Genomic DNA, 13,651 nt, shown 5'->3' on the forward strand with positions numbered 1-13,651 from the left:
GTTTTGGTGATGGAGGGCAGCGATGGGTGCGAGTCCGGAGCTTCGCCTCGAGCAGCTGATGAAATGGCAACGAATTACCCAGGCGCGCGGTCTACGAACACCGACGCCCGAAACATTGCGGACGATTGCCTCGCTCAACACCATCGACGGCGACTACGAGCAAGCAGTAGAGGAATGGTCCGAGACGCTGGGTTGGCTGTTGCACCAGCTGAAGATGGGCGTCGTCGACCCAGTCGCGCAATTGCCGAACAAGTTGCTGGTCCCGAGGGCCGGCACGGGAACGAACGGGAGCCGCACGGTGTCATCAGCGTCTGAGAGCCGGTTCGGGGGGCCGTCGTCACCCGCGGAGCTGCGACTTGAGGCATTGCTCGAATGGCGGCGCCGAGCGATCGATGCGGGCCGGACCGAGGTCGCCGCGCTCACGGAAAAGAAACTCCGCCTTATCTTGCGGATGCCGGGTCACTTGGCCCCGGACATTGCACGGACTTTGTCGGTATCGCCCGCGTTGGCGGCCGAGATCGCCAACGTGCTTTCGGATTCTGTCAAACAGGCACCGGCACCCGCGACCGATCCGCGCACCCAGGCGACACCGATGTCGACGCCGGCCAAGCAGGCGCACGCCAACGCGGCGGCGCCTCTACAGCCGGTGCCGGCCAGCCAGACGGCAGGGCGATCCGACACCACCCCCGCCTCACCGCGTGAAGCCATTCGGGAACGTCGAAGCGCACCGGTAGGAGTATTGCTCGACCTGGAACCGGAGGATTTCGACGAATTCGACTACTTTGATGCCCCCGACACCGTGCACACGATCAAGGTGACGGGCTCCCTGGCAACGGGGATGACCTACGGCTGGCCCGCCTACTCGGCGGCCGACGGTGAGGTCGTCGTCTATCGGCTCGTCTCCAACGACGAGCATCAGCCGTGGGGGCCGGACAAGGGTGACTACATCGGTGCGACGCTCGATACGCGGGTCGGCGATGCGAGGCGGTACGCGTCTGCGGTCCGGCACGTCCAAGTGTGGACTTATGTCGGCCTGAATGTTTCGGATGCGATCCGGCAACAACCAACGTTGTACGCGAATGGAGCGCTCGTCAGTCCCGTCACTGAACTAGAAATCCGCGAGGATCAGGGCCGCGTGATCGGACAGTGGTCGGTGTTCGAGGGCATTCGCGCTGTACAGGTCTATCGGATCCCGATCGAACGCGCGGCCTTCGGCGGTGAGGAACCGAGATTCCGTATTCTCACCGATCTCCCGAACCTCGGTGGGTTCGTCGACCGTGGCGCTGAGCGGGGCAAGCGCTATCTGTACCGAGTACGCGCGGAAGCGACGATAGATGGCACAACGCGGCTCTCGGTCCATACGCAGGCCGAGACCTTCGTCTCGGCGCTGCTCGAACCAGTCGAGGATCTGTCAGTCGTGTTTGGTGACGGTGACGACGGCGAGCGCCAGTTCGATCTAAAATGGACAACTCCGTCGGCGGGACGGGTGTACGTCTACCGCACGGTTAGTGGTCCCACGCCCGGTGCGGACGCGGTGCCATTGGCTGAAGGCCAGCTTGCTGGTGCCGGTCTACCGATCGAATCGCGCCTCGCACATCCTATTTCGTCGGATACTGCTTCCAGTAGCACTATGGTCGACGTGCCTTGGCCGAGAGAATGGACGCGTGCCTACTTCACGCCGGTGACCGTGCTGGACGGGCGTTATCAGGTCGGCAAGACCACGTCGGCGACCCGCACCGAGAGGATCACACACGCCGAGATCGTCGAACGCGTCGACAAGCAGATTCTGACGTTCACCTGGCCCGCCGGCGCGGCGGCGGTGCTCGTCTACACCGGTGTTCGGGGCCAGACCGCCGACCAGGGGCTCAGCGGCCAGCCCACCGAGATTTCCGCGGGTATGTACGCCCGTTTCGGTGGGCTGCACTTTCCGCAACGCTTGCCCAACGGTGGTTGCTCCCTGCACATGGTGCCCGTGGCCTTCGCCGCCGGAGAACGAATCCAAGGGCAGTACGTGACCGTCGACTACCCGGGCATGCTGCGTGTGTTCTATGACCTCGACATCACCCGCGGCAGTACGGGGGACCCTATAGTCGCCACGATCGAGATCGCTGCAGAGAAGGACACCGACGGTTCGCCACCTTTCGTGCTCGTCAACAATCCCGACCGGTTGCCGCTCGGTGTGCGCGACGGTGACGCGATCGACGTGGCGCGGGCGGGTGGTACGGACCGGCCCGCGAAGATGTTCAGCCCGCCCAATGGGCTTACAGCGTCGCGTAACGGTTTGAAGTTCCAGGCCGACGTGCGAGGCCGAACCGGCTTCCTGCGATTGTTCGCTCACCTTCCTCCCGAGCGGCTCGGCATTTTCGCGCTGCTCGATCCGCCTGTGGCCAAGCTTGTGCTCAGCGCGGGACGGCGGCGATGACTTATCCCTCCGCAACATCTGCTGCCGCGTCGTGGCCGGGCCACGCCGCGGTCCCGCAATCGGTGCCCAGTCAGCAGTCGGTCGGCGGAGCGGCGATAAATAGGTTCGGTCAGCTGACGTATTCGTCGTTCGACGATGGTTCCGGCGTTGGCGGCGGCTGGCAGGTCAAAGACATCACAGGCGGTCTAACCGACACCGAGCGCGAACAACTGCGTTTCTGGGTTCAGACGACTTTCGAATTGCCGAAGCCGCTGCCGCAGTTTCCGACTCCGGAAGACGTCGCACGCTTTCCGCGCAGACTGATGTACACCCGGTTGCCCGACGGGCGAGCCGGGTACTGGCATACCGTTCCCGCCGGCGCGGACGGTTCTGGACGCCCGGGCAATGTCTTCGCACATACGGTGCTCGATCGAGGACCTGACGCCACAGATGTCGACCTCCGCCCAATCGACCTGTGGCGTTCGTCGGACTGGCTGTGCCCATACGGTGCGGCGGACGTGGTCGAGGCCAAGTTGAGCACCGCGGCGTTGCCGGCGAGTGGTTCGGTTGTCAACCGACAGTCGGTGATCGAGTTTCTGTGTGACCCCGCCGAGTGGCGGATCGGCGTGCTCAGCGTGCTTCTCGACGCGGTCGCAGCAGCGCTCGCAGGAGGTCCGGCAGTTGTATTCGGCGCGCATTCGGACGACACCGCGGCTATGTGGATCGGCGCGGTGAGTCACTTGATGTCGGCCGGCACCGCGCGCCGCTTCGGCTGGAGCACGTTCGATCGCGCGGCCGGTGTGCCAGCGTCGCTCGGGCGCGGGGTTGTGCTGACTGCCGTCCCGATCGGCGACGTGGGCGCAGTGGCGGGCGCAGAGTCGCTCGTCGTATTACGTGAGAACGAGGTCCCGGCAATCGGCGATCTCGGAGGTGCTCCGCATCGCACCGCCGCAGGATCGGAGGTGCCCGTCACCGAATGGTCAGTGATCGCGCAGAGTGCTGTCGTCGATCATGAGACTTTCGACCACGCGCTACGCGTGCTGGATGATGTCGCGAGGTCGGTCGCCGATACGGGCCTGGATCCAGCATGGCCCCTCGCTATGGCAGCAGCGTTGATCGAAGAGTTGCGCGACGACGTCGGCGCCGAAGCGGGTGCCGTGATCGCCCGGCACTCGCCGGATGATCTCAGCGCGAAACCAGAATTGGCAGAACGTGCTTCGGCAGCGATCGCCGATTCGTTGGGTACCTCTGCCGCCGACGCCTGGAAGGTCCTCGGGACCGCGAAAGGATCGAGTTCACGGGTTGCACTGGAGATGCTCGCCGCCGTGTACGTCGAACGGGCGCTCAGCGATAGGCAGTGGCTCATCCAGGCCGGCGGCGTGCCGTTTGTGATGCATCGTCTCCGTGAACACTGGCGTCCCGAACGTCTCGACCGTCAGATCACCGCGCATCTCGACGCGCTTAGTGAGCAGTTCCGCGAGGCGAGTCACCAGGGATTTCCGACGCAGCCCGAGCAGGTCTTCGCCGTGTTTCGTTCACTCGATCTACTTGTTCGTGCGAACTGCCTCGACTCAGTGTCCTACGGCGGGCTTTCGTCACTGGAGCGCGCGCAGAATCTCCTTGAAATGGCAGTCGTACCAACACTTGTCGATCCTGGTTCGGGTCCGGGGTTTGTTGCGGCCTGCGGGCCTCTCGACGAACGCACCGCGCGGGCATTGGTCCGGCCGGTGTTGGCCAGCGCGGCACCGATGAACCGAGGCACACTCGGTCAGCGGTCGTCGACTGAGGTGCTGACCTGGCTGATGCCACCGTCATGGGACGAGTTGCCATCTGCCAGGCAGTTGGCCGAATTGCCGGTCGGCGAGATCCACCCGCTCGCGGTTCTGACCGCGGAGTTGGCCAGCCAGCACATGGCCGATTCGAAGATGGCGAACCGGTGGATGCACCTCAACTGGCTGGTGCTGTGGCGGCTACTCGCGCAACACGGCGAACCAGACGTGCAGGCACCGGATGTCAAAACTGTCTTCGCGGCTGCATTCCCGCCCGCGGCACTCAATCCGTTGCTGGCGCGCTATCCCGGCATCGTGCCACCGCGATACTTTATGTCCACGTTCATGTTCGAGCCGCTGACTGACGATTACAGGCGACTGCCAGCGAGCATCTTGGCACCCGCACGACCGGGATCACCGCCGCCTCTTGCAGGCCCGGGCGAGTGGGACGCGATCGCGTCGGCCATCTACCACGTGCGGGTTCACTCGGCATGGCATCTGATGTCGCGCGAGGAACGCACCGCTCTGCAGAAGCGATTCCTGGGACCAGCTTTGCGAAGGGTCGCCCCAAGCGGTGGCTCACGCGTCTCCGGTGACCTCGCACATTCGTTGGCCGTGCTGTCTGTAGCCGAGGCAGTGGATGATCCGTCACGCTCCGACATCCTTGAGGCTGCAAAAATTGTTGTGCAACAGGAGAATGCTGCGAATCGGGCAAGGCTTGTCGCCGCGGTCGCCGATCTCACGCGCTCGGAAGGACTCTCGGTCGGTTGGCTGGTCGAGGCTGCCGTCGTGGGTGGCGACCAAGCGCCAGAGCGGAGACTCGCCCGCCCGATCGAGCGATTTCTCGGCACACTTGCGCGGGACGTCGATGATCGGCATGTGTCGCTGCTCGACGAAGTGGTCGAACGTCTTGTTGAGCAGAACCGGTACATCGGTCCGGCCGAACCAGCGGCCATCGAGCGCGCGCTCGTCGAGCGCGTCAGGAGGACCTACGGGGGCGAAGAAGACAAGATTCTCTCCCTGTACCGCAAGTACGCCAAGAAGTGGCTCGAAGACCGTGGCATCGAACCGGGTGGCGTCCGTACCCGGAGGAGAAGGTGACCGTGCGCGAACGAAACCGAAAGGACTGACCGGCGTGCCGACATATGTGCTGGAAGGTGCAGGCCGTGCGGTCTTTCCGCGACGGCCGATCGTCGTGTCCATGACCGTCGTCGGGCCCGTGGCCTCCGCGACGATTCGGGCGCTCGTCAACGGCGTCGACGATTCACGGGTCGTCCGGCCTACCCCCGGTTTGCTGGTCCTGCCGCGCGTCGACGCGCCAACCGTGCTTCGCCTTATGCCGGCAGGACCGGCAGAGTTTCCGCCCGATACGACTGTGCATCTGACGCTCGCTGTCGAGGACCGCTCCGACCCGGATCCGGATCGGGCTGTGCTTGGCCCGATCGACGTTTCCGGGCTTACGCACATAGACGTTGCCGCGCTCGAATCCGTCGGAGAAGGAATCTCGGTTGCGGCGTTGCGCGGCGGTCGGGAGATCGAACTTGGTCCCGTCGCCAATCAGGCGCGCGTCGCGACACGCGCGGTGTTGGGTGTCGATCAGCTCCCCGAGCACGCGCAGGCCGATATCGCGATCGCGGTCGACATGTCGGCGTCGATGCTCCCAGCGTTCGCCGACGGCAGTGTCGCCGCTGTGGTGGATGTCATCTCAGGCATCGCAAGCGTTGTCGCGCCACACCGGAGGATTCGCCTTTGCCTCGCAGATGCGTCGCCTCGGTGGTTGGAAATCGAAGATCTCGCGACAGCGTCAGCCGTGGTGACAGCTGAAGTCGTCAATGTGGTACTCGTGTCCGGATTTCAGTCCGCGGCGGTTTCGCAGCTCGACGGCAGTGCTGCCGATATGGTGACCTTCATCCTCACCGACGCAGTTCCCGCCGACAGCAACGGGCTAGCGTACGACACCCGTGACAGTCGTCATATCGTGACTATTCAGACTCCGTTCGACGGGCAAGAAGCGATGCCGAATGTGACGATTGTAGCGCCACCTCCTCCTGGGGCATCGGCGCTCGAACGTCTTGTACGAGACCGGGACGCGGTCAATGCCGCCGTCCGGTCGATGCTCAATGCGACCACCCTCGGTGGACGCGGACATGCGGTGGTGACTCGATGACCAAGTGCCCCAGGTGCTTTCACCCGGTGGATCCGAACAACTACGTCTGGATGTGCGTGTCCGGGCGCTGCGAGGCCAAACCGGATCCGGCTGCAAGCGCCTTCACCGGCGGTCCCGTCGCTAGCGGGCCGATCCTGCAGTTGCGTCAGGCACCCGGCGCTGCGCCGGGCTGGGCGCCGCCCGATGGGGCTGCCTGCCCGACCTGCAACGAACGCACACCCGAGGTGTGCGCAATGTGTCACTATCGCTACCCGGAGGGCTGGCGTCAGGCACAAGCGACGTGCATCGCCATGGCAGGTGCACGTGCTACAGGTAAGAGTCTCTACATCGCGGTTGTCATCAAACAGCTCGAACAGTTAGGTGAGCGACTCGGTTGTTCCGTCGAGCCTGCGACGCAGCTGACCCAGACGAACTACCAGACTTACTACGAGAAGCCACTGTACGAGGAACGCGGACTTATGCAGTCCACCCAGCGTGCCGACGTCGAAGGTTCCTATCAACGAGAGCCGCTGATCTTCAGTCTCGGGCTGTGGGGCGGAGTCCGCCGTTATGTGGTCATACGGGATGTCGCGGGGGAGGACCTGGAATCGAGTGCGTCCCAAGCGCTACACCTCAGTTTCTTCGCAAACGCTGACGGCGTGTTCTTCATGTTCGATCCGCTCAAGGTGTCCGAGATCCGCGACCAACTGATGGACTTGGTTCCCAGTCAACTTCGGATTGGTGGTGAACCGAAGACGGTGCTGAGCAATGTCCTTATGAGCGTTGGGATCGGTACGCCGAAGGTCGCTGTAATTCTCTCCAAATTCGATGCGTTGCAGGCGCTTCGGAAGGTCGATGGTTCCGAGTGGAGCCAGCTGATGGCGAACCCGGGGGCCGCGTACCTGCGTGATCCGAGCATGAGTGTCCGCTACAACGATGTCGATGGCGAGTTGCTGCACCAAGAAGTCCGCAGCCTCTTGTTGAAGCTGCACGCCGGCCCTTTGGTCGCGGCTGTTGAAAACCCGACGAGCGGTGCGCCTATCCCGTTCCGCTTCTTCGCTGTCTCGGCACTCGGCGATTCCCCGATCGGCGAGAACATTCACTCGCGCGGAATCGCACCGTTTCGGTGCGTCGATCCAGTCCGCTGGATTCTGTCGCCCGTCGGCGTCCTCTGAAACGGAAGTCAACAGATGAGCTATCTACCGCCGCCCTCGGACCCCTTCTCGAACGGCGGATCGGCGCCGCCGCCCGATTGGGGATCGTCGTGGCCGCCACCTGCGCCCTTCACGTCCGCGCCCTTCGCGTCCGTCCCCGTGCCGGCGACGCCGGCTAATCGGGGCGGATACGCGGCGGCCGACAAACCGCCCGGAACAATTTGGGTCGCGTTCGGCCTGACCCTTGCTGCGGCAGTTGTTTTGCTTGGAAGTGGAATCCGCTGGGCCCTATGGATTTTCGATCTGAGACGCTACGCGGCGGGTGTCACCGACACTATCCCAGACGGGGAGGTGTCAGGCTTCTCGGCTGCGCAGGTCGGCGGCTGGGCTGATGATGCGGCCATGTCCGTAGTGATCGTGTTAGCGATCCTGTACATCCTGATCGCCGCCGTTTATGTGCTGATGGCGTTCCTGGCGAAAGCGGGAAGCGAGGCGGGCCGGATTGTCTCGACGGTATTCGCCGGATTGTCGTCGATCTTCGTCTTGGGCGGGCCGATTAGCTGGCTGATCGTGGCCCTGGGCGTCGGCGCGGTCGTCTGTATGTGGCTCGCGCCATCCACCGCGTACATCCAGGTGAAGAAGATCGCCCGCACCGGAATCGTGCCAAGCGCTTACCCTCCGCCACCTGGACCGCAAGGGACGTACGGATATCCGTATTAACGAGCCCGGATCAGTACCCGTTCTTCGGCTCGAAACCCGGGTCGGGAAGTTCGGGCGGCGCATCGGATTGAGGGACCGGCGCGACGGTTTGCGGTGCAGGAGCGACAGTTTGCGGCACTGCCGGCACCGGAGCGGCCGGTGTCGTTGGTTCGACTGGAGTCACGACTGTCTCGGGTGCGACTGTCGGCGGCGCACTGGTCTCGGCCATGGTCGTAGCGCTTTCCGACGTCGTCTTTGCTGGGGTCGACCCCGTGCTTGTCTCGGTGGAAGAGCCGGAATCGTCGCTGCAGGCAGACAATGCGAGCACGAGTCCGAACCCAACTGTAGCCAACATGCCGGTGCGCTTTGACGTCATCGAATCTCCTCACCCTGGAGCTCTTTGGCCCCTCTCCTCCACTGCGCCATGGTCTTTCGGACGCGGACGCGCGGCGCCGCAAAGCCTAGCACTTGTGTCAGCTGCTGCGACTGTCATGCAAACGACGGACGGCGCACTTACGTCGGATCGGACATACTGCGGAGTCGGAGTGCGTGGGCCACTGGGTCCGGATCGACGCCTAGGACGAAAGGAACGCGAGAGTGCGAATGTCGCTGGGCACGGGTGGAGTCGGTCCACGGGCTGCTGCGTTTGTGATGGCATTGGCAGCGGCGTGCTCGACGGTGCTTGCCGTACCCTCAGCCAGCGCGGCGCCCATTGGACGAACGCTTGTGGTTTTGGGCGATTCCTTCACCGCAACATCCCCATTCGTAGGGGGAGATCCCGACGGGTGCACGAGACCACCGACGGCATGGCCGGCGCGGCTTGCGGCGGCGAGTGGATTGCTGGGAACCCCTGGCTACGAGGACGTCTCGTGTAGCGGTGGGAGCATCGATACAGGCGGTGGCTGGACGCTCGTGCATCAAGCTCGGAAGGCGGCTGCCGACGGTGCGTTCGGCGATTCAACACGAGCTGTGCTCATTCAGATCGGGTGGAACGACACGTGGGGCGCGTCACCGGGCCGAGCGTTTCCATCGATCGACTGTCTGATGGATGTGATCCGAGGCTGCGGTTTCGATGCAATCAGCCAGGGCCGTCTACCCGACTTCCTCGCTGTAACCCCGCTTGCGTTTGCCGACCGTACTCGCGAGGTGGTCAATTACATCAAGTACTACGCGCCGAAGTCCCGGATCGTCTTCGTGGGCTACCCGGAGGTTTTTCCGCCTGGACAGTCGACTGCGTGTCTGAGCCTTCCAGCCGGCGGCCAGGTGGTTCAGCCTCGAGCTGAGGGCTACATTGCATTCCTAGACCACCTTGACGCGGCACAGCGCGGTGCGGCAGGCGTACTCGGAGTCGAATTCTTTGATGCGCGATCCGTGACCGCCCGCCACGGCAGTTGTGCCGCAGATTCGTGGATCGGTGGATTTACCGAACCGAACTCATTGTTCGTCGGAGCACCGATCCATCCCTCGGTTGCCGGCAACGAGGTTTTGGCTGCGGCATTGCGTGCGCAACTGGGTCTTTGACAATGACTACGAGTGTGACTATCGATCTGGCGGTGTCGCCGCGGTCGCGGCTGCCGTCGCTCACTGGCGCCCGTTGGTGGGCGGCGGTCGCGGTGTTTGTCCTTCATGCACTCGTGTTTCTCCCGGTGTACCCGTTCCAGAAGTCGGATCTTTTCCGAACGATCCATTGGCTTGTTCCGATGCAACTCGGCGCCGCCGGCGTGACGTTCTTCTTCGTCCTGTCCGGCTTCGTGATCTGTTGGTCGTATCGCCAAGGCGATTCGATCGGCAACTTTTACCGGAAGAGGATTCTCAAGATCTACCCGACGCATATCCTCGCGGCTGCGGTCTTCGTCCTCGCAGCATCGGTCCCTTTGATGCGCTTGGTGGTTTGGCTTCCAAACTTGGTCTTGGTTCACACCTGGGTGCCGAAATCGACGACGGTGGGCGGACTAAATGTGCCGTCGTGGTCGCTGTGCGCAGAAATGCTCTTCTACCTGAGCTTTCCGGTGCTAGCGCCCTTTGTTGCGCGGATTCCAGCAGCTCGCATCGGTTGGGCGATCGCAGGACTGTTCGTGGCAATCCTGTTGCTACACACTGCATTCTACATATGGGCCGATGGTCCGAAGGGAATTGCGAACGCTTTCGCCCCCCGACTGTTGCCGGGCGACGATTCGCCGGAGTTTGAGATCCATTCGTCACCCGCGTGGTTCGCCCGCGAGAATATACCGGTGTCGCCGTCGTACTGGCTGAGCTACACCTTCCCGCTATCGCGGCTGCCGGAGTTCTATCTCGGTGTGCTTGTTGCGAGGCTTGTCGCGGAGAACCGATGGAGAAACACCCGCATGGCTCCTGTTCTTGCCAGCCTTTGTGTCGCCTATGCGGCGACGTGGGTTGTCCCGGTCAACTACAAAATGTCGGTGCTAATGCTTTTGCCGATGACCGCCCTTATCGCGACGGTGGCGATGCGGGACATTCGTGGTGCTTCGCGATGGAGCGCGACGCCGCGGATGGTGTGGCTGGGCAACGTGTCGTACGCCTTCTACATGATTCAGTTCCCGGTCATGGCGATCGTGACTCGCGTGTTCATCGGAGGGAATCGGTACTCGGCGACGGGCTGGTTGGCCTGGACGGCGGTGGTGTTCGCGCTGTCTTTGATCGCAGCCGCAGCGATTTATCGATGGGTTGATATGCCGATCATGACTCGTTGGGCGCGTCCGAAATCTCAGGAAGTCGCGCTGCATTCGTCGCGAGTGGATCCGGCTCGATGACCGGGCACGGTCCGAGGCCGCCTGGGGTATCCGACGGTGCCGATTTCCCACCGCCAGTGGGATATTCGGCGCCGCAGTACCCCGCTCCGGTATTCCCGGGGCAGATTGTTCCTCCGATCTCGCCGCCAGCAGCGCCACCACCGCCACACCAGCGGCGTTCGCGAGTGCCATTGTTGGTAGGTGCTGTTCTGGCGACGTTATTTCTCGTGGTAGGTCTCGTCATCGGTACGCGTGATGACTCGGGGCCTTCGGCGGAACAGGCAAGCGTCGCCGCGACATCCGCGTCGGTGACGCAGAGTTCGGCAGCGCGGACGCCGCGCTCGGCTTTCTTGCCGGTCGGTTCCAGTCCGTGGGGTGTTGCGGTGGATCCGATCCTGGGCGTCGCGCTCGTGAGCAATGCCGATGACGACACAGTCACCATTTTCGACACCGCATTGCAGACGGTCGTCGCCACGATTCCCGCAGCGAACAAACCGGCTGCTATCGCGATCGATCCGGCTACGCACTCGGGCTATGTGACATGCGCGGAAGACGACGTAGTGATGGTCATCGATCTGTCCAGCCGGTCGGTTATGCGCACCATTCCCGTTGGCGACGCGCCCTATGGGGTTGCGGTTGACAGTTCCGCTGGTAAGGCGTACACAACGAACTTCGAGTCCGATACGTTGTCGGTCATAGATCTCGCGTCGGCCGCGGTGACGGCTACCGTTCGGGTCGGCGATCATCCGTATGGCGTCGCCGTTGACCGATCGAGCGGGCATGTGATGGTCGTGAATGCCGGTGACGACTCGATGAGCGTGGTCGATCCGACGGCGAGACAGGTCGTGATGACGATTGCAGTGGGTGATGAGCCTTGGGGTGTCGCGGTCGATTCGAAGGGTACCGCGTACGTGGCAAATCACGCGCAGGATTCAGTGTCGGTAGTCGATCTCGCGGTTGGGTCGACGTCGGCGACGATTGCGGTGCAAAGCGGACCCGTTGGCGTAGCCGTCGATGATGCGACGTCGACCGTCTACGTCACCAATCACGGCACCAACACCGTGAGCGTGCTCGATGCTTCGGCGCACTCTGTTGTATCAACCATCCCGGTCGGGGCCAATCCTCACGGCGCCGCATACGACCCGGTAGCCCACACCGCGTACTTCACCAACTTCACCGAACACACGATGACCGCAATCGTCGACATTGACGCGTGGGCGCGATGATGCGTTGGCGGAGCCGCTCGGTGTCGTTCTTTGCTTTGGTAATTCTGGTTGGCGGGTGTACGGCCGCACACTCCGGTGAACCCTCGTCCGAACAACCCGCAGCGGCGGACGTAGTTAAGGTTTCGACGCCCGATACGTCGCCACGGCCGAACGATCCAGGCCTCGATGCCAAGTTAGCTCCAGTGGTGTCGTCGGCTGTGGCGCTGGCAGAGATTCCAGCCGCGGTCGTATTTGTCGTAACACCGAGCGGCTCTTGGGCGGAGGCCTACGGGACGCGTGCCTTCGCTGGGACGGATCCGGTTACCGTCGACGATCGATTCAGAGTCGGGTCCGTGACAAAAACTATGGTGGCGACCGTTGTTCTCCAACTTGTCGAACAAGGAAAACTGAGTCTTTCGGACAAGGTGTCAAAGTTCTACCCGGAATTTCCCGACGGCGAGGAGATCACGATCGAACAGCTGCTGGACATGCGTAGCGGGTTGTTCAGTTACACGGAGGACGTGTCCTTTAACGAGACACTCGACGACAATCCCGGCTACGTCTGGAAGCCTGCGGAGCTCCTCGCTATTGCCACGTCGCATTCGCCGTACTTCGAACCCGGCAATGGCTTCCGGTACTCGAACACGAACACTGTGCTCGTAGCATCGATCGCGCAGCAGGTGACTGGGGAAACCCTCGGAGATCTGTTACAGGAGAGGATTTTCGAGCCGCTTGGCCTCCATGAGACCTCATTTCCGGCCGACGGCGATCACACCATGCCGGTGCCGTCGCCGCGTGGATATCTTTACGGGACGAATGTGTCGGCGCTCCAGACTGTGCAGTTGCCCGATGCGCAACTCCAGGCGGCGCGGACGGGTGCACTGTTCCCGCACGATGTGACGGAGTTGGACCCGTCGTGGATCTGGGCGGCAGGCGGCGTGATCTCGACTGCCGCGGATCTGGCGACGTACGCGAGGGCCCTGGTCGATGGACACTTACTTACGCACGAGATCGACCGATTGCGCATCGAGAGCTTGGGGCAGCTCGACGAAACTAATCCGGCAACAATCAGATACGGGTTGGGGTGGATGTCCTTTGGTCCGATGATCGGCCACGATGGCGCGATCCCCGGCTTTCAGACGTTCATGGGCCGTGAGCCCGCCTCCGGGACCACGATCGTCGTGTTTTGCACTATGCGAGACAGCCCGACAGGCGTACGGCCGGCGAATGAAATTGCGAAGAACGTCTTCCGTGCGCTCCACGAAAACTAGCGACACTCAGATCGCCGCAGAGTAGATATATATTGAGCGCAGGATTACTCACGCGTTTGCAGTGCGTCGGGCAAGGCAATCATTCAGCGTGGTCGTCGTGAGCGCGGGTGGTGCTAGGCGGGCTTCTTGAAAAGCGCGCCGGACTTTCCGTGTCTCGGATCCCGCTGACCGACCTGAGTCCGAGAGTTTGAAGTCTGGATTCCTCGGCTGCGCGACTTCACCGTTGCCGCGACCGCGACGGAATCACCGCTGACGT

10 protein-coding genes are annotated in these 13,651 nt (G+C 62.9%); 9 read left to right on the forward strand and 1 reads right to left on the reverse strand.

Annotation, left to right across the window (positions count from 1 at the left end):
• Window positions 1–22: 22 nt before the first annotated feature.
• Genes FGL95_RS08515 through FGL95_RS08535 form a run of 5 tightly spaced genes read left to right on the forward strand, consistent with a single transcriptional unit; the run spans window position 23 to window position 8,190 of the window.
• Complete coding sequence (locus FGL95_RS08515; protein ID WP_169585764.1) at window positions 23–2,422, forward strand: SaeA-related protein; 2,400 nt, start codon at window positions 23–25, stop codon at window positions 2,420–2,422.
• A complete protein-coding gene (locus tag FGL95_RS08520) occupies window positions 2,419–5,271 on the forward strand; it encodes a GAP1-N2 domain-containing protein (RefSeq protein ID WP_169585765.1) in 2,853 nt (950 codons plus the stop codon). Before FGL95_RS08515 ends, FGL95_RS08520 begins: the two co-directional genes overlap by 4 nt.
• Before the next feature lie 34 nt (window positions 5,272–5,305).
• Complete coding sequence (locus FGL95_RS08525) at window positions 5,306–6,337, forward strand: hypothetical protein (RefSeq protein WP_169585766.1); 1,032 nt, start codon at window positions 5,306–5,308, stop codon at window positions 6,335–6,337.
• Complete coding sequence (locus FGL95_RS08530; protein ID WP_169585767.1) at window positions 6,334–7,491, forward strand: hypothetical protein; 1,158 nt, start codon at window positions 6,334–6,336, stop codon at window positions 7,489–7,491. Before FGL95_RS08525 ends, FGL95_RS08530 begins: the two co-directional genes overlap by 4 nt.
• 15 nt (window positions 7,492–7,506) lie before the next feature.
• Window positions 7,507–8,190, forward strand: coding sequence for a hypothetical protein (locus tag FGL95_RS08535; RefSeq protein ID WP_169585768.1), 684 nt, complete (start codon window positions 7,507–7,509; stop codon window positions 8,188–8,190).
• A 10-nt stretch (window positions 8,191–8,200) separates the two neighbouring features.
• On the opposite strand, the gene FGL95_RS08540 is transcribed toward FGL95_RS08535, so the two are convergent.
• Complete coding sequence (locus FGL95_RS08540; protein ID WP_169585769.1) at window positions 8,201–8,545, reverse strand: hypothetical protein; 345 nt, start codon at window positions 8,543–8,545, stop codon at window positions 8,201–8,203.
• 227 nt (window positions 8,546–8,772) lie between these two features.
• On the opposite strand from FGL95_RS08540, the gene FGL95_RS08545 reads away from it, so the two are divergent.
• The 4 genes from FGL95_RS08545 to FGL95_RS08560 all read left to right on the forward strand — a co-directional run bounded on the left by FGL95_RS08545 (window position 8,773) and on the right by FGL95_RS08560 (window position 13,395).
• On the forward strand, window positions 8,773–9,690 hold the full coding sequence (locus FGL95_RS08545) for an SGNH/GDSL hydrolase family protein (protein ID WP_240962887.1): 918 nt from the start codon (window positions 8,773–8,775) through the stop codon (window positions 9,688–9,690).
• Window positions 9,691–9,704: 14 nt separating this feature from the next.
• Window positions 9,705–10,940, forward strand: coding sequence for an acyltransferase family protein (locus FGL95_RS08550; protein ID WP_338079765.1), 1,236 nt, complete (start codon window positions 9,705–9,707; stop codon window positions 10,938–10,940).
• Between the two features lie 164 nt (window positions 10,941–11,104).
• Window positions 11,105–12,145 (forward strand): YVTN family beta-propeller repeat protein, encoded by a 1,041-nt coding sequence (locus tag FGL95_RS08555; RefSeq protein ID WP_169585772.1) that lies wholly within the window; start codon window positions 11,105–11,107, stop codon window positions 12,143–12,145.
• Complete coding sequence (locus FGL95_RS08560) at window positions 12,145–13,395, forward strand: serine hydrolase domain-containing protein (protein WP_240962816.1); 1,251 nt, start codon at window positions 12,145–12,147, stop codon at window positions 13,393–13,395. The genes FGL95_RS08555 and FGL95_RS08560 overlap by 1 nt, the downstream gene beginning before the upstream one ends.
• Window positions 13,396–13,651 lie beyond the last annotated feature (256 nt).

This window comes from Antrihabitans stalactiti (assembly GCF_012932915.1).
GTDB classification, from domain to species: Bacteria; Actinomycetota; Actinomycetes; order Mycobacteriales; family Mycobacteriaceae; genus Antrihabitans; species Antrihabitans stalactiti.